This is a genomic window from Chryseolinea sp. T2 (genome assembly GCF_037203685.1).
GTDB lineage: Bacteria > Bacteroidota > Bacteroidia > Cytophagales > Cyclobacteriaceae > Chryseolinea.
This window is the reverse complement of record NZ_JBBCAU010000001.1, coordinates 1-16830: the sequence shown is the minus strand read 5'-3', so window position 1 is coordinate 16830 and position 16830 is coordinate 1. Positions and strand designations below refer to the sequence as shown.

Here is a 16830-nt window from a genome sequence, read left to right as displayed (position 1 = left end):
GTTAAAGTGCAACGTTTGCAACAGACTAAATCTTTACCCGTGTAAAAAATGTCATGCAGGCTGGCCATTTCAGCGTATTCGTGAAGGATGTTGTTTTATTGCCATGTACCCGTAACGCAACAGTTCCCGGTGCAATTGTGCCTTTTGCGGTTCGCCCTTTTCTTTACTCTTGATGGAATTCATACATGAACCTGTACACAAACACCAAATAAAATTCTGTTCGACAAGGTTACCTGGGAAAATGTTACCTTCAAATGAGCCTTCCCAACCCTGTGGGACGACTGTACTGCGTTTTGACTTCGTGATGAAAAAGTATTCCCTGGTTTCTTTTATTGCATTACTGCACCTTGTCACTATAGCAGTGAAGGGACAAACCTATTCCGCGGGATTTGTACAGGTCCAGGTAGCCAATACAATTGCTAACCCCACTGCGATGGCTTTTGCACCTGATGGACGCCTGTTCGTTGCCCAACAGGCGGGTGCCTTAAGGGTAATAAAGAATGGCGCGTTGCAAGCGACACCCTTCGTAACAGTCTCAACTACGTCAACAGGAGAGCGGGGGCTCATTGGTGTAACGATAGATCCTGATTTCGCGGTCAACAATTGGATCTATGTGTACTACACCGTGCCGGGGTCGCCCGCGCATAATAGGATAAGTCGCTTCACGGCAAATGGAGATGTCGCACTAGCGGGTAGCGAGGTAACCATTCTCGAACTCGATCCACTTAGTTCTGCTACAAATCACAATGGCGGGGCGATGCATTTTGGCAAGGACGGAAAGCTCTTTGTAGCTGTAGGTGAGAATGCGAACTCGGCACACGCTCAAAATCTCGATACCTATCACGGCAAGCTGTTGCGGATAAACAAAGACGGGTCAGTCCCTGCTGGAAATCCTTTTACTACAGGAACAGCGCAAAGGCAAAGGGTTTGGTCGTACGGACTTCGAAATCCATATACATTTTCAATTCATTCAACAACGGGAAGGATACTGGTAAACGACGTTGGTCAGAATGCCTGGGAGGAGGTGAACGATGCATCTGTCGGCGGCAGGAATTTCGGATGGCCGGCGACAGAGGGAAATTTCAATACAGCAACCTATCCAAACTACACCACGCCCATCTACTTTTACTCGCATGCATCAGGCGATGGAACTGGTTGCGCGATCACGGGCGGCGCGTTCTTCAATCCTTCCACCACTAATTATCCTTCCTCATATTTCGACAAGTATTTCATTCAGGATCTTTGTGGGGCATGGATTAATGTGCTTGACGTTTCGACGGGGGCGGTCAGGTCATCGTTTGCCACCGGCATCCCGGGGAATGCCCTCGCACTCACATCAAGTCCGGATGGAAATATGTATTTCCTCAGTCGCAGCGGTAGCGCTGTATACAAAATCGTTTATAACAATTCCACTCTTCCTTACATCACCCAGCAACCACAGGGAGCCACCGCCGCAGAAGGCCATCCTTTTTCGGTTAGCGTGATTGCTGCTGGAAGCAGCCCACTGGCATATCAATGGTATATTGACAATGCCACAATCGAAGGAGCAACGACTTCAACATATTCAGTAGCCAAGGCAACTCTGGCTGACGCAGGTCAGTATACTGTGCGCATCTCCAATGGCAGTGGTGCAGTCAACAGTAATCCGGTTACCATCGCAGTAATAGCGAACAAACCACCTGCCGCTTCCATTGAGACTCCTTTATCAGGCACGTTCTATCGCGCCGGTGACGTCATCAATTTCTCCGGCCGTGCCGTCGATGAAGAAGATGGCCCGCTGTCGGCGACAAATCTTCGATGGAACATTAATTTTCATCACGATACACACCAGCACGACGAGCCCGCTGTGGATGGTGTCGCCTCAGGATCGTTTACAGTTCCTGTGGAAGGCGAGACGTCGCCAAACGTTTGGTACAGGATCATCCTGACAGCAACGGACGCCAACGGACTGAAAGGAAAAGATTCTGTGGACATTCATCCGCTGACATCAAGCATCACACTCGCCACCGAACCGGACGGCCTTACGCTTACGCTGGACGGACAGCCGGTAGCGACCCCGTTGGTTGTGGAATCTGTTGTGGGGCTCCTTCGAAACATTGGCGCAGTAACGCCGCAGGAAGGTGAGCTCGTTTCATATACTTTCGAGTCCTGGAACGATGGAGTAACGGAGACCGCCCGCACCATCGCGACACCAGATAAGGACGTCACCTACGTTGCCAGGTTTCTCAGTATTGTAGCCGTAGAAGAACGCCATAGAGGTCTTGCAGCGTATCCAAATCCAAGCCGTATCGGGGCGATTATCTTGCGGGACAATTGGCAACCACCGGTTAAAATAACGATGGTTGATCTGCTCGGTCGTAAAGTGATGGATTCGTCGTGGCCCTCCCTTGCGGGTGATGTGGAACAACGCTTTGACTTCGGAAAGGTCAGAGCGGGAGTTTATGCACTGATTGTCGAGCAGAACGGCTCACGGTCCACAATTAGGATCCGGGTATCTGACTGAAGATGACACAAATCTATCGAGTGGAATACGTTGAATATGAAAGCTGCAAGACGGATGTGCGCCTTGATTACGTCAGCTTTTGTATGATGTCTGAATGTTTTGGAAACTGACCGAGAAGTTCCTGTCGCTTCGCCATTTCGAAGTCGCTGAAATCGAAGCCTGGCGATACCGTGCATCCCGCAAGGACGTATGGACCCTCCGTTACCAATGCTCCAAACCAATGATTTGCCGGGATGACGATCTGAAGTTTGTCGCCTTGCTCAATATTTTGTCCCAGTGACTGTGATACGAGGCCGCCCTCCGTGAGCATGTAAATAGTAAGCCTCCCACCGGCGTGAAAATGCCACAACTCGTCGGACTTAATTCTATGAAACATAGACCGGTCCTGCTTCCGAAGCAGGAAATAGATCGCCGTGGAATAATTCCGTACGGCATTATCACTAACACTTAGCCTCCCCCCGGCACGATATGTCTCGCGATAAAATCCGCCTTCGGGATGTGCCGAAAGTTTAAGGTGCTCAATCCAGTAATCGGCGTTCATGACTGCTGCTTTGGGGCGATTCCTTTCGCGACCACCACAAAGATGATTAATATTCCAGCTATTCCGCCTTAACCGTGGCCGTTCAATTTCGGCCCGTCAAAAGAAGAGAAAGGCAAAAAATAGATTTGCGCTCATCACCTTCAAATACTTACTTTGCACTCCCTTGACTCCGTAGCTCAGCTGGTAGAGCAATTGACTCTTAATCAATGGGTCGAGAGTTCGAATCTCTCCGGGGTCACAATATTGATTGACTTGTTGATCCAGCTTTAGCGGGATCAATAAGTCAACAAATAAGTCAATAATCCGGGGTGTTAGCTCAGCTGGTTTAGAGCACTACCTTGACAGGGTAGGGGTCATTGGTTCGAATCCAATACATCCCACGAATTCACTTGTTGATTTGTTGATCCCGCTAAAGCTGGACAGGTTTGTTGATTTGGAAACTCGTCGCCGATGTTGTCTCTCGCCTCCCAGCTCTCTAACCGATCCTTTTAAATTTTACATTTAGTATTTAACATTTTGCGGTTAGTTTTCTGCAGAAGTTTATGCCGTGCCGTCTGCTTGCATATCTAATGGCTTGCATAATCTAATGACACATTCTTATTGCAATCTAATGACACATTCTTAAGCCTTCTTCAGCATTTCTATTGCTGGTGCAACAACCGATTCGTTAGTTCAATAGAGTCCTGAATAGAGAATGTGTTCCTATTGTGGAGTGATTCACCATCTTGATGAACAATTCACCTTGCGATGATTTAGCACAAGAATTTATTAAAGGCATTTGAACCACGCATAGGTGACGTTCGACCCCGCGTTTCTTTGATTGGAAGTTTGTTACGCTTACGTTCCTCCAACGGCATGTATATAGCATCGTGGTTATCGTTAATAACCCGAACAAACACCAAACTATGAAAAGAAAGAGTGCCTGGTTATTTATTGCTGTAATGGGATTGGCCGCCGCCTGTAGCGACGACGAACAAAAGAATTCCATCACATCGGATGAAGCAGCAGCTATTGTAGCCGTTTCTCTGTCATCTAATGGCGTAAATTCAGTTTCATCTATGTCGGCAGAATACGCTTCTGATGCTATGGACGGAAACATCGGAGGACGTGTAGCGACTTGTGGTTTCTCGGAGACAGTTGACTACAAGACCAACAGTGATCCCGGATCAATCAATGCTTTTAACTTCGACTTCGAATACAAATTCGAATTGACTTGCGAAGGCGAATTGCCTGCTGCGCTTGCCGTTAAAATGAATTACAACGGTGACTTCAGTTCAACCAATTACTCTTATGACTGTTCAGGACTTGCCAACTTGCAACTTGATGGACTCCATTCAGATGCATCGGCATTCGAAATGAACGGCGAATACAAATATGACGGTTCATTTGTCGACAACGAACAAAAGCGAACTATCAGTAGCAACGTTGCAATGACATTGACAGATATTTCCATTAGCAAGGCAGAGCATGTGATCAAAAGCGGTAAAGGATCATATTCTATCAGCGGATCAGTTCCTTCAAAAGGATCGTTTAAGTACAGTGGAGAGATCACCTTCCTCGGTGCTGGAAAAGCTGAGGTGAGCGTTAATGGTGTGGTATATGTTACCGATTTGAACATCGGTACTGCGACTAAGAAGTAGTAAGATTACACGCCGCCTCGAAAGGTCGCCGAAGCTCATCGGCGGCCTTTCTCTTTTTAGAGGCTTTCTGACCATCAACATGAGATATACTTCAGGCGTTAACACTTCAACATCCGCCACTGGATGCTGCCAGTAGCCCAAACGGTGTCCTGACAAGAAGATTCAACGGTTTGTTACCGGGTAGCCCGCGTCTATTGGACGGGTTATAGAAGGAAATGTCCGACCATTCGATCCCAATCAACTTGCCGCTTTTTGGCGTAAGCCGGAAATAGTGAGTGTGTGGCAGATAGATGTCTTCCCTGACGAACGTCGGCTTATCCAACAGTCCGCGAAACACATTCTCCTCCAAATCCATTATTGTAACTTCATTTTCATTGAAAGCAATTTTGCTGATGGCCGCGCCCTCGAAAACCTGTTCCCAGTTAACTCCATCGGTAGAACGAACCGCACCCTGATGTGTTCCTCCATAGATGTAATTGCCGTTTGATGCGAACGTATTGATCTGCTGCCTGCCCAACAATAGTGTCCAGGTTTCACTCTTGATATCGATCCGATATATTCCAACATCTGTCCCTGCATAAATGCCCCCCTTGAATTCGCTGATCGCTCTTACATTCGCGTCAGGATTTTGGTTGACCTTTTTCCATGTATATCCATCGTCAGTAGAAAAGTATAAGCCGCCATGATAAAGTCCTGCATATAGGATGTGATTAGAACTGAGCAACGACAGCACCCGCGAACTTTTAGGAAGTCCATTGGATTGGATACTCCATCCGTTTTTATCCATTAGCCAAACGCCATGGCGATCGGTGCCGGCGAACACCAGACGGTTGTGTACAACTATCACATTCAATCGTTCGTCGACGGGAAGGCCCTTATCTGCCGGTTGCCAGCTGACGCCATGGTCAGTGCTTAAATAGGTATTTGCTTTTTCAGATGGATGAGGAACAGCTGCAATTGAAGCCAGAGCAAGCGCAAGCAGACAGGTGTTCAATCCTAAACTCGTCTTCATAATATTGATTATTATTTAACTTCTGCAATGATGTTGAACTCGATAGCAATGGCATCGGATATCGCTCCGTCGCCAACTTCTGAGAATACTTTTCCGGAGTTGTATTCAATACCCCAGCGTGTGCGATCGAACTTGAACTTGCCGACGGCAGTAAAACTCTTTGACGTTCTGTCTATCGTGGCATACAATGTTACCGGCGCGGTGACCTGCTTCAAGGTCAGATTGGCAATCAGCTTTGTGTTGACATCTCCCGGTCTGGCAGCTTCCACAGGTTCACTCTTTACGATCTCGAGCTTTGAGCCTGGATATTGTGATACATCAAAAAAGTCCTTGCTCATCAAGTGTTCACTGAGATCTTTGCCTCCGTCTTCATAGGCCATGTCGGTGTCGCGAATGCTTTTCATGTCAGCCGAAATCAATCCGGAGATGCCGCCCTTATCATCGGCAAGGATCTTTCCGTCTGTAATGTTTATTGTGCCAGTGTGCTCGCCAAAGTTGAACAGGTAGTAACCCGTCCACTTCAGCGTACTCTGCGAGGGCAAGACCTCATATTTCACCGTTGTGGATTGTGCGGTGCAGTCAACGGACATAGCAAGTGCGAGGGCTGCGCAAAAAAGAATTTTGGTCATCTTTCGAGTGTTTGTATGCTAACAAACGTAGATGCACCAAGCCGGCCTTTTGCAAAAGCGCTGTAAAAACATGTTAATGAAATGTAAATTTTTCATACTGCACATGTTTCGTGAATACATTTACATAATCAACAACAATGGCTATGCAAGGCGGCAGAGTTTATAAGATGTTGGTGGCCCTTGGCATTCTATGTCTTGCCGGGCTGCTGTGTGTTCAGGTCTGGTGGTTTAGTGCTGCATACAACCTTGCAGAAAGGCAATTAACAGAACGAACAACACTGGCGATGCGTCAGATTGCAAACACCGTAGGCGATCTTCATGGTGATCACGTTCCAGCCGTTATTGAAAAGAATTCATCCAACAGTTTCCAGCTAACGTATCCGCATGGAATAACTTACGAACGGATAGATTCTCTCAGTAGAAATACTTTTGCTGAGTACGACCTTTCGCTACCCTTTCAGGTAGTGGGGTACAACAATAAGCAGGAGATCATGTTTGGAAACTTCTACAAACAGGGGGCAACCTCCGAGGCCGATGCATTGTGCTTACATCACGGACTTGCAAAAGCAGAAACAGAAATGGTCAACATCAGTTTCCCCCAACACACTACAGATGTTATCGGCGGTATGCGCATCTGGATCTTCTCTGCCTCTGCTTTCATTGTTGTCCTGGCGCTGACGATGGGAATGATGGTTCATCTTTCACGCAGCAAACACAGAGCGGAGGTTCGGGCCGATTTCATCAGCAACATGACACATGAACTCCAAACACCTATTGCTAATATCGCAATGGCCAGCGAAGTGTTGAAAAAGAACCGCGACGCTAACAGTCGTGCCCAGCATTACGTTAATATAATATCATCGGAGAATCTCCGCCTCAAGGCGCATATCGACCAGGTGCTTCAGACAGCCATGCTGGAGAAAGGTGAGCTTGCAATGTCGCGGCAGGAAATCAATATAAACGAAATTGTACGGGAGATTACCGAGGTGTTCAATGAACGCATCGCGGTGCGCGGAGGCAGATTGTCAGTCGATATCGGAGCCGTGCGACCCGTAGTCTTTGCCGACGTCCTCCATTTAAAAAACATTCTTTACAACCTGCTGGACAATGCCGAGAAGTATTCCCCGGGCTCGCCCGACATCACAGTATCAACAGCAGACTGTGACGAAGGAGTAGTTGTTTCCGTAAGTGACAAGGGCATGGGCATCGTGAAGGAGCATCAGACGAAGATCTTTGAAAAGTTCTTTCGCGCATCGAAGGGAAATGTCCACGATATCAAGGGATTTGGTCTTGGCCTCACCTATGTGAAGGGCATTGTGGAGGCGCATAATGGTACCGTTAGAGTTAGTAGCGTGCCCGGCAAAGGGAGTCGTTTCGACGTAATGTTGCAAAACTGTATCTGAGATGCCAGCGAGAATACTCATCGCCGAGGATGATGACAACATGCGATTCATGTTGCAGGACAATCTTGAAATGGCGGGCTATCGTGTTTCCGCTGTGGGAGATGGACAAACTTGTCTCAGTGTATTCTTAAAGGAAGAATTTGACCTTTGTCTGCTCGATGTCATGCTTCCAAAGAAAGATGGCTTCACACTGGCATCAGATATCCGAAAGATCAACAGAGATATTCCGTTGATTTTCTTAACAGCGAAGCTGATGAAAGAGGATCGCATTCAGGGATTTCGTATTGGTGCCGATGATTATGTTACCAAACCCTTTAGTATTGAGGAACTGATCCTGAGGATTGAGGCGATTCTCAAACGGGTGTATCAGACTCCTTCCCGTGCCGACAATGAAGCGACCTACGATCTTGCCGGTTCATGTTTCAACTTTCACGATCAAACGGTAAAGTCGTCAAACGGAATCGTTGAGCTCACCACTAAGGAGGCAAAGCTGCTGAGGCTATTTTGTATTCATCGGAATCAGGTGATCGAACGGGACCTGATCCAAAAGGCCATATGGGAAGATGAAGGTTATTTTGTTGGCCGCAGTATGGATGTATTCATTTCACGCCTGCGAAAGATTTTCCGTCACGATCCGAACATATCGTTCCAGACACTTCATGGCATCGGGTACAAACTCAATGTGAACGACGCAGTGGATCGAGCTTGAGTGTCTTGCCTTAATTCCCCGCAATCATCATCTCAGCCAGACGCGAATCTCTCTTATACACATCCTTCCTGATATTCAACGCACCATCACGTCCCACCCATGCAGTGAAATAAGCAATGAAGACCGGCACAGGTTTATCCAGCGTCACCCACTTTTCAGAGTTTGAGCTCATGGCCGCGTCGATCTTTGCTGATGTCCATGCTTTGCTGTCCCTTAAAAGATACATCGCCAGCTTCTTGGGTTCCGCGAGGCGAATACATCCATGACTGAACGCACGATTGTCTTTACTAAATAAACTCTTCGATGGTGTGTCATGTAAATAGATGTTGTAGCTGTTCGGGAACAGAAACTTCACACGCCCCAACGAGTTTGATGGCCCCGGCTTTTGTCTCACACTGTTGCCGAACTTTTCCATGTTGTGCTTTGCCAGGTAGTCCGGGTCGCGTTTGATACCTGGAAGGATCTCATTCTTATATATGCTCTGAGGTACATTCCAGTAAGGACTGAAGACGACGTACTTCAGCTCGCCATTGAAGATCACAGTTTCGTGCATGGGCTGTCCCGCGACAATATTCATGTCCCACACCAGTGAGTCGTGATCGTAGACATACAACTTGAATGCAGGAATATTCACAACGATGTAGCTACCGTCCATGCTTACCGGCACCCACCTTGCCCGTTCCATATTCAGAACGATCTGCTCGACGATTTTTGACGCCGGCATATTGAGTTCACTAATTACCGTCGGGCCGATCACACCATCTGCCTGCAGTCCCCGGCTGTCCTGAAAACGTTTTATAGCTTTGGCGAGATCGGCTGTATACGTTGCCGAAATGGTGTCGCCCTGAAAATCTCCGGTTAATGCCAGCCTTTTCCTGATGTGGAGAATAACATGCGATGAATCGCCTTCTGAAAGTTTCCGGTCTGAAGACGGAACGGTGATCCACTTTCCTGCTGAATCTATCTCATTATATTTTTTCAGATAACGTCTCAGCAGCGCGTACTGTCGGTAAACTGGTTCATCGGCGTTGATCGATCTTTCAGGATGTAGAAGTAGCGAATCCATTAGTGCCTCGAGGTCCAACTTTTTACGAACGAGATACCAGTCCATCTTTTCTTCATCTGTTTGGCCGACTCCCTGCCAGACGTGCTTGGCGAAGCTGAAGTATTGTGAAGTAAGCATTAACTCGGCATCCGCGTTTCTCGGTTCCTTGCGCAAGATGCTGTCGCTGTCTTCCATCATCCGGACAAAATCTGCTTCGTAGGGTAGCTGTGCCGTTATTCCATCGTCGTGGATGTGCACGATTCGGTTAAACAAACTTCCAGCCTGTTCAATCAACCCTTTTTGATCATACCAGGCATAGGCAAAGTCACGCTTCCGATAAAACTTGTTGATGTCGGCGGCGTAGTCCGCAAACCTGGGATATCTCGTAACAAACTTCTGCACTTCATTGCTGTCGAACCTGAGCTCTACCTGGTTGCTGAAGTTTCCGGCAACGGCCATCTTGTCGCGCTGCGCATCCGGGGTAATCTGTGTGCGGGGGCCCTCAATCGTGCGATAACCGGGACGAGTGCAGTTGCCAAGCAAGAACAATGAGGCAACCACAAGGCATGTGCCCACAGCGAAAATGATGTTCGACATTTTCATTCCTGCGCGCATAGATCATTTAATTTATTTGTGAATGGCACGGTGTTGGCGTTCTTCAAAAGTAACATCTTCCGCTTTTTTGAAACCGATCGTCGGGTAATTTATTGTCGGGCAGTATTGAAGCTATAGAGCGACGTGTGATTGATTGTTTGTGAGGACAGCGCCATGAACCTATCTTTGGACATGTTTAAACGATTGCACCTTGCTGCGGCGTTTGTTGTTATGTCTCTGGCAGCATCAGCGCAGTATCTTCCGAAGTTTGATATTCAGGGCCACCGTGGTGCGCGCGGACTTATGCCCGAGAATAGCATTCCGGCATTCCTCACAGCCCTTGACTCCGGGGTGACAACGATTGAGCTGGACGTCGTCGTAACAGAAGACAAGAAACTCGTGTTGTCGCACGAACCGTGGATCGCCGCTTCCATATGCTATGATTCTGCCGGTGGACTGATCGCCGAAAAAGATGAGAAGAAGTTCAACATCTACCAGATGACCTACGACCAGGTTCGAAAGTTTGACTGCGGATCAAAAGCCAATGAGGAGTTTCCCGAGCAGCAAAAGATTCAGACCAGCAAGCCTCTGTTGAGGGACGTAATTGTGGCCGTCGAAACACGGATCAAGAGTTATAATTCCTATGAAGTAGATTACAGCATCGAGATCAAAAGCAGTCCTGAAACCGACAAGAAGTTTCATCCTTCCATCGAAGAATACTCAGAGCTGATCTACAATCTTATGGATGAGTATATCCCCATGGACCGCCTTGTAATCCAGTCTTTTGATTTCCGCGTACTCAAATACTGGCACGAAAAACACCCTGAAATAAGATTAAGCGCGCTGGTGGGTAACAACAAATCCATCGACGCCAACCTGGAGCAGCTCGGCTTCATTCCTTCAGTATACAGTCCGCAGTTTAAGCTAATCGACAAGGCCAAGGTCCAATATCTTCACTCAAAGAAGATCCGCGTCATACCCTGGACGGTCAACGAAACGCGCGACATGCTCGCCTTAAAAGGCATGGGTGTCGATGGCTTGATCACCGATTATCCCAATCGTTCCCGTCGTTTCCGCATGACTTTGAACATTCCGGGCAAGGGCGGGCGCTGAGCGAGTATCTTGACCGGACTTTTCCCGTATTATTGCGAAAAAAATACTTAATGAAGAAGTACGATGTTTTTGGTATTGGCAACGCCATCGTCGATATCGTTACAGAAGTCGAGTTCGACTTCTTTGAAAAGAACAACATAGAAAAGGGTGTGATGACCCTCGTCGACGAGAAGCGTCAGCTGGAGCTCATGAAAGTGATCGACATGAAGCGCAGCAAGATGTCTGGTGGCGGATCTGCCGGAAACACCGTAGTCGCAGCAAGTCAGTTTGGAGGCAAAGCATTTTATTCTTGCCTCGTCGCAAAGGACGAATTGGGTAAGTTCTTCCTTGACGATATCAAACGACACGGCATCGATACAAATCTTACTCACGATGCCTGTCCTCCCGGGCACTCCGGGCGTTGCCTCGTAATGACTTCTCCAGATGCAAACAGAACGATGAATACGTTCCTGGGCGTTAGTTCATTTCTGTCACCGGAGCACATCAGTGAGTCTGCTATCATTTCGTCCGAATACATTTATCTCGAGGGTTATCTTGTTGCAAGCCCAAAAGGCCTGGAGGCAATGAAAGAAGCGAAGCGGATTGCAGAAAAGAATAAAGTTTCTGTGGCCCTTACTTTTTCGGATCCAAGTATGGTCAAATACTTCTCTGCTCAGATGACTGAAATTGTTGGAGCCAGCGTCGATCTGCTGTTCTGCAATGAGGAGGAGGCCATGATATTTACGGGAACCAACAGTGTTACGGAAGCTCGGACCAGGCTTCGAGAGGTGGCAAGGCGATTTGTAATTACTCAGGGCGAGAATGGAGCGACCATTTTTGATGGCGACACCTTCATTAGTATAGAGCCTTATAAGGTGAAGGCGGTCGACACGAATGGCGCAGGCGATATGTTTGCAGGGGCCTTTATGTACGCCATCACGCACGGCCATAGCTATGCGGAAGCAGGTAAACTGGCTTCGCTGGCGTCTTCAAAGGTGGTGGCGCAATGGGGCCCCAGACTGGAGACCGCGCAGGTGAAAAACATACTTGCGGATCTGGGTCATCATTAAATCGGGAAGAGTTCCATTCAGGCTGTCGAAAAGTCAGAATTGCCGTTAAAGGTCACCCTCGCAACGCCTGCTTCGGATAGGTTTTTGGATTGTGTAGATTTCATTGACCTTTCATTAAGGGTTCATTGAGGATCGATATAAACCAGTGAGGCCAGCGCAGGCTAACTGTTCTGTCATTTTGGCAAATAGGCTCATTTGTTCTCTCACAGGGCGGCTTTGCAATTTCAGGTATCGGATATTTATACCAGTTACGGATGAGGGCTTTGGTCATCCAGGCCCAGGAGCTTGCGCTCAAGGCCTTGTTTGGAATCAGAATATGACAATGCTTTGATGAACAGGACCTTAGAGGAATCACATCGATCTACTGATGATGCTTCTGGAAGGATTTTGTCTTCCAAAGGTTGGATTTAACATTAATACTTGGCATCTTTGCAGCCCTTTGAAAAATAGGGGAACAACAAGACGGATCGAGCATCCGAACACATTTTTAAAGCTTGAGCTATGAAACGTACATTCCAACCTTCGCGCACAAAGAGAAAAAATAAGCACGGATTCCGCGAGCGTATGGCAACTGCCAACGGACGTCGCGTACTTGCTAACCGCCGCAAGAATGGCCGGAAGAAGCTTACTGTGTCCAGCGAGAAGACAGTTAAGCACAAATAAGGCTCAAATATTCTGAGAGGGACGGTCGCCTCTTTCGAGATTGATTAAATTCAAGCTCATGAGGAAGTACACGTTTCCGAAGGATGAGAAACTTACCAGTGAGAAACTTATAAAGGAACTCTTCGACAAGGGTTCCTCTTTTTATTTGTACCCCTTCAAGGTATTCTTCATGCCTCATCCTGGTGAAGACCAATCATCACACCAGGTACTGATCACTGTTTCACGAAAGTTGTTTCCGCGTGCCGTCGATCGCAACCTGATAAAACGGCGAATGAGAGAGGCTTACCGCTTGAATAAGCCTTTTCCGGAAGTCCCAAAGAAGCTGGTCATTGCCTATATTTATAGTGTCAAGGAAAAGCTGCCGGCCGCGCAGCTTAGGGAGCGACTCGCGAAAACATTCAAACGCTTCTGAACTATGGGGAGAAGTAATCGCATGTGGAGAAGATTCAAATGGCCCGTTACTATTGGTGTGCTGATCATTTCGAGCCTGGCGTTTCGCCAGCCGATTGAAAAGTACTTCGACATCGCCAAAAGCCTAGACATTTTTGCGACCCTTTTCAAAGAGGTTAATGCTTACTATGTCGATGAAGTAGATCCGGAGAAGCTCATTCGGGTGGGCATCGATGGCATGCTTGAGTCGCTGGATCCTTACACCGACTACATCGCAGAGGAGGACATGGATAATTTCCGGATATCCACGACCGGACAGTATGCAGGAATAGGCGCACTGATAGGAATCATCAATAAAAGGGTCGTCATCACTCATCCTTACAAAGGATTTCCCGCTTACAACGGTGGGCTGCACGTCGGAGATGAAATCATATCCATTAATGGTAAGAACGTCGCCGGAAAATCAACGTCGGAAATAAGTGCCATGCTCAAAGGCCAGCCGAAAACGGAGGTACAGCTTAAGACCAAAAGACCCGGGCAACGTGAAACTGAGACCCGCCTGTCGCGTGAGCGTATCGTAATAGCCAACGTTGCATATGCTGGCATTATCGATAAGGATATTGCCTACATCAAGTTGCAGGATTTTACCGCGGGGGCGTCGCGTGAGGTGCAGGAGGCGCTGACAAAACTGAAAAGCAATGGCGCAAAACAGGTGATATTGGATCTGCGGGACAATCCGGGAGGATTACTTCATGAAGCAGTGAACATCGTCAGCATGTTTATTCCAAGAGGAAGTGAAGTGGTATCGACGAAGGGAAAAGTCGATTCATGGAACAAATCTTATAAGACTCTTAACGCACCTGTTGATACATCTATACCCGTGATTGTTTTGGTGAGCGAGGGAAGTGCGAGTGCCTCAGAGATCGTGGCAGGCGCGCTGCAGGACTACGATCGTGCAGTTCTGATGGGTACCAATACATTTGGAAAGGGTCTTGTGCAATCAACTCGGCCGCTATCCTATAATGCCCAGCTGAAGGTGACGACGGCCCGATACTATACACCTAGTGGAAGGTGCATTCAGGCACTTGACTATGCTCACCGGAAAGACGACGGTTCGGTTGTACGTGTAGCCGACTCGTTGAAGACGCAGTTCAAGACACGCAATGGTCGTCCGGTATTCGATGGAGGAGGATTGGATCCTGATGTACCGGTGAAAGAGGAAGACCTGGCGGCCGTGACAACAGCACTTATCGTGAAGGGCATGACGTTTGATTTTGCATCGCGATATTGCGCAGATCATGCGCTACCTTCGGATCTTGCGGCATGGCGACTTCCGGCAGCCGATTATGAAAAGTTTATCGCCTTCATCAAAGAGCAAAAGTTTAGCTACACCACTAGCATTGAGCACGAGGTTGAAGAGATGAAAGAGATTGCTACGCGCGAAAAGTATCAGGATGTGATGCCCGTACTCGAAACGCTCACAGATAAGATTGAGCAAACAAAAGCGAGCGACCTTGTTCGCCTGAAGGAAGAGATTAAAGCAGAGGTAGAATCGCAGATTGCATTCCATTATGGTCTCAATGAAGGGCAGGCTCTGAATTCATTAAATCGCGATGCCACGATTGAACAGGCACGAAAGCTGTTCCGTGATCCGGCTTCTTTTAACAAAATCCTAGCTACACCCGATGCCGGTGCTGTTAAGCCTTGAAACATCAACAGACGTATGCTCAGTGGCCGTTCACAAGGACGGTGCGCTGGTGGCTATTGCCGAGGTCCACATCGGACAGGCTCATGCGTCGAAACTTGCCTTGCTTATTAAGGAAGTTATGACTATCGCCGGTACAACAATGAAGGACCTGAATGGTGTAGCAGTCTCGGCAGGACCCGGCTCATATACGGGACTTCGGATAGGAACTTCGACGGCTAAAGGTTTATGTTATGCACTAGACGTACCGTTGATATCAGTTGGTACGCTGGATATCATGGCTGAGCATATGAGGACCGTTGCGTCTGAGGATGCTTTATTGTGTCCTATGATCGACGCAAGGCGAATGGAAGTTTATTGCGCGTTATATAATAGTGCTGCCGGCCGACTCGGTGAAGTGGAGGCGCGTGTTATAGATGAGGAAAGTTTTCTGGAACAACTTAATGCGGGCAGTGTTGTTTTTGCAGGCAATGGCTCGGGAAAGTGCCGTGGCGTGATCACGCATCGTAATGCAGCATTTTTGGAAGGCATCTTTCCTTCTGCGAGGTACTTGGGAAACATTGGTTATCGCAAATTGACTGAAGGCGAGACGGAAGATCTGGTGCACTTTGAGCCGTTTTATCTGAAAGACTTCAAGGCTAAACTGCCCTCAAATATTATTGCTCCGGCAGTGAACAAACCTGCCTGACACTCTTGTTAAAGCATTTATGGAACCAGTAAATACACCGGGCAGCGATCAGGCATCGCCCCAGGATGCGATTCAGTCGGAAGGAGGAATTGTAAATCGGGTGGCGAACAGCGCCCTGTTGACCTTCGATCTTGAGGAATACTACGAGCCTGGGGAACGGGTAATTATTGATATCGCCGACCAGCTATATCAGGGATTGATTTTGCGCGAGAAGGACTTTCGCGAGTATATCAAGACCAACGACTGGAAACAATATGAGGGCAAGTTTGTGGCAATTACCTGCTCTGCGGATGCTATTGTTCCCACGTGGGCATTTATGCTGGTAATGGTTGCCCTGGAACCTTATGCCAAGCAGGCCGTTTTCGGTTCCGTCGAAGCGTTAGAGGAGCAAATCTTCAGGAAGAGACTGGCAACCGTTGATTGGTTGGCATATCAGGGAGCAAAGGTTGTGATCAAGGGTTGCAGTAAAGTAAATGTTCCGGTTGCGGTTTATGTAGAAGCTACGGCTCAGATACGAAAGGTGGCGTCGAGCATCATGTATGGAGAGCCTTGCAGTACAGTTCCCTTATTTAAGAAGGCCAGATAGACAGCGTCTTTTGTTCTAGAAGCGGCCAGATAGAAATCTCTTACAAATGGACAAGTCAATGTTGGTGACTTTGGGATCTTCGATGCATCGTCTTTGTATAGCCTTTGCATCGTCTTTGTGATATCTATTTAAGCCTTTATAAGCCTTTATCAATCTTTCTGAAAACCTTCAAAACCGCGTTTAAAGGCAACATTCGATTGCTTTGGCTGCCGGATTAAGGATATGTGAGCGGAAGATGAAATGTGGATAACTTTTTTGGCATTGATTGTTTCAACTGATGGTTCCGTTGTTACCTTTGAAGCCCTTTTGCCAGCAGGGACAAGGGAAATAAAAAAGTTTGAAAGAATTTGGTTCGAGTTGCAAATCCAATTACCTTTGCACTCCCAAAATGAAAGAAGCACGGAAGTCGGAAGGATTTCAGTGCAATAGTTGAAAGACTACAATATTCGAGAGCATCCCGAGAGGGCATTAAGACTTGAGAATAAACGTTCTTTGAATAGATGTTAATTGATAGCGGACCTGCAGGATTACAAGGCTGAGAGGTTGAGTGATTCTGCGAT

The 16830-nt window shown here is 47.6% G+C and carries 15 protein-coding genes and 2 tRNA genes; 13 read left to right on the top strand and 4 right to left on the bottom strand.

The window, feature by feature from the left end; all coding sequences use genetic code 11:
• Positions 1-304: 304 nt before the first annotated feature.
• The gene (locus tag WBG78_RS00085; protein WP_337324317.1) at positions 305-2503 is read left to right on the top strand and encodes a PQQ-dependent sugar dehydrogenase; all 2199 of its coding nucleotides are present in this window, start codon (positions 305-307) and stop codon (positions 2501-2503) included.
• A gap of 67 nt (positions 2504-2570) precedes the next feature.
• Here WBG78_RS00085 and WBG78_RS00080 read toward each other — a convergent pair whose 3' ends face one another.
• Positions 2571-3044 (bottom strand): cupin domain-containing protein, encoded by a 474-nt coding sequence (locus tag WBG78_RS00080; protein WP_337324316.1) that lies wholly within the window; start codon positions 3042-3044, stop codon positions 2571-2573.
• 165 nt (positions 3045-3209) lie between these two features.
• Here WBG78_RS00080 and WBG78_RS00075 point away from each other — a divergent pair.
• From WBG78_RS00075 to WBG78_RS00065, 3 genes are all read left to right on the top strand, one after another.
• Positions 3210-3282, top strand: a tRNA-Lys gene (locus WBG78_RS00075).
• Between the two features lie 67 nt (positions 3283-3349).
• A tRNA-Val gene (locus WBG78_RS00070) sits at positions 3350-3424 on the top strand.
• 525 nt (positions 3425-3949) lie between these two features.
• Positions 3950-4684: a hypothetical protein gene (locus tag WBG78_RS00065; RefSeq protein WP_337324315.1), complete on the top strand. Its 735-nt coding sequence runs from the start codon at positions 3950-3952 to the stop codon at positions 4682-4684.
• 106 nt (positions 4685-4790) lie between these two features.
• Here the strand turns inward: WBG78_RS00065 and WBG78_RS00060 are convergent, their stop codons facing one another.
• A complete protein-coding gene (locus WBG78_RS00060; RefSeq protein ID WP_337324314.1) occupies positions 4791-5696 on the bottom strand; it encodes a WD40/YVTN/BNR-like repeat-containing protein in 906 nt (301 codons plus the stop codon).
• 11 nt (positions 5697-5707) lie between these two features.
• A complete protein-coding gene (locus WBG78_RS00055) occupies positions 5708-6325 on the bottom strand; it encodes a YceI family protein (RefSeq protein ID WP_337324313.1) in 618 nt (205 codons plus the stop codon).
• A gap of 137 nt (positions 6326-6462) precedes the next feature.
• Here WBG78_RS00055 and WBG78_RS00050 point away from each other — a divergent pair, with 137 nt between their 5' ends.
• Positions 6463-7728, top strand: a complete 1266-nt coding sequence (locus WBG78_RS00050; protein ID WP_337324312.1) for a sensor histidine kinase — start codon at positions 6463-6465, stop codon at positions 7726-7728.
• A gap of 1 nt (position 7729) precedes the next feature.
• The gene (locus tag WBG78_RS00045) at positions 7730-8437 is read left to right on the top strand and encodes a response regulator transcription factor (RefSeq protein ID WP_337324311.1); all 708 of its coding nucleotides are present in this window, start codon (positions 7730-7732) and stop codon (positions 8435-8437) included.
• A gap of 10 nt (positions 8438-8447) precedes the next feature.
• On the opposite strand, the gene WBG78_RS00040 is transcribed toward WBG78_RS00045, so the two are convergent.
• Positions 8448-10097: a L,D-transpeptidase family protein gene (locus tag WBG78_RS00040; RefSeq protein WP_337324310.1), complete on the bottom strand. Its 1650-nt coding sequence runs from the start codon at positions 10095-10097 to the stop codon at positions 8448-8450.
• Positions 10098-10268: 171 nt separating this feature from the next.
• Here WBG78_RS00040 and WBG78_RS00035 point away from each other — a divergent pair, with 171 nt between their 5' ends.
• The 7 genes from WBG78_RS00035 to WBG78_RS00005 all read left to right on the top strand — a co-directional run bounded on the left by WBG78_RS00035 (position 10269) and on the right by WBG78_RS00005 (position 16270).
• Positions 10269-11189, top strand: coding sequence for a glycerophosphodiester phosphodiesterase family protein (locus WBG78_RS00035; protein WP_337324309.1), 921 nt, complete (start codon positions 10269-10271; stop codon positions 11187-11189).
• A 50-nt stretch (positions 11190-11239) separates the two neighbouring features.
• Positions 11240-12238 carry an adenosine kinase gene (locus tag WBG78_RS00030; protein WP_337324308.1) on the top strand — a complete coding sequence of 333 codons (999 nt, stop codon included), beginning with the start codon at positions 11240-11242 and terminating at the stop codon, positions 12236-12238.
• A 501-nt stretch (positions 12239-12739) separates the two neighbouring features.
• Complete coding sequence (rpmH, locus tag WBG78_RS00025; RefSeq protein ID WP_025538858.1) at positions 12740-12901, top strand: 50S ribosomal protein L34; 162 nt, start codon at positions 12740-12742, stop codon at positions 12899-12901.
• Between the two features lie 58 nt (positions 12902-12959).
• A complete protein-coding gene (gene rnpA, locus WBG78_RS00020) occupies positions 12960-13313 on the top strand; it encodes a ribonuclease P protein component (RefSeq protein ID WP_337324307.1) in 354 nt (117 codons plus the stop codon).
• 3 nt (positions 13314-13316) lie between these two features.
• The gene (locus WBG78_RS00015; protein WP_337324306.1) at positions 13317-14999 is read left to right on the top strand and encodes a S41 family peptidase; all 1683 of its coding nucleotides are present in this window, start codon (positions 13317-13319) and stop codon (positions 14997-14999) included.
• Positions 14977-15684: a tRNA (adenosine(37)-N6)-threonylcarbamoyltransferase complex dimerization subunit type 1 TsaB gene (gene tsaB / locus WBG78_RS00010; RefSeq protein ID WP_337324305.1), complete on the top strand. Its 708-nt coding sequence runs from the start codon at positions 14977-14979 to the stop codon at positions 15682-15684. Before WBG78_RS00015 ends, tsaB begins: the two co-directional genes overlap by 23 nt.
• 19 nt (positions 15685-15703) lie before the next feature.
• Positions 15704-16270 (top strand): DUF2480 family protein, encoded by a 567-nt coding sequence (locus WBG78_RS00005; protein WP_337324304.1) that lies wholly within the window; start codon positions 15704-15706, stop codon positions 16268-16270.
• Positions 16271-16830: the final 560 nt, after the last annotated feature.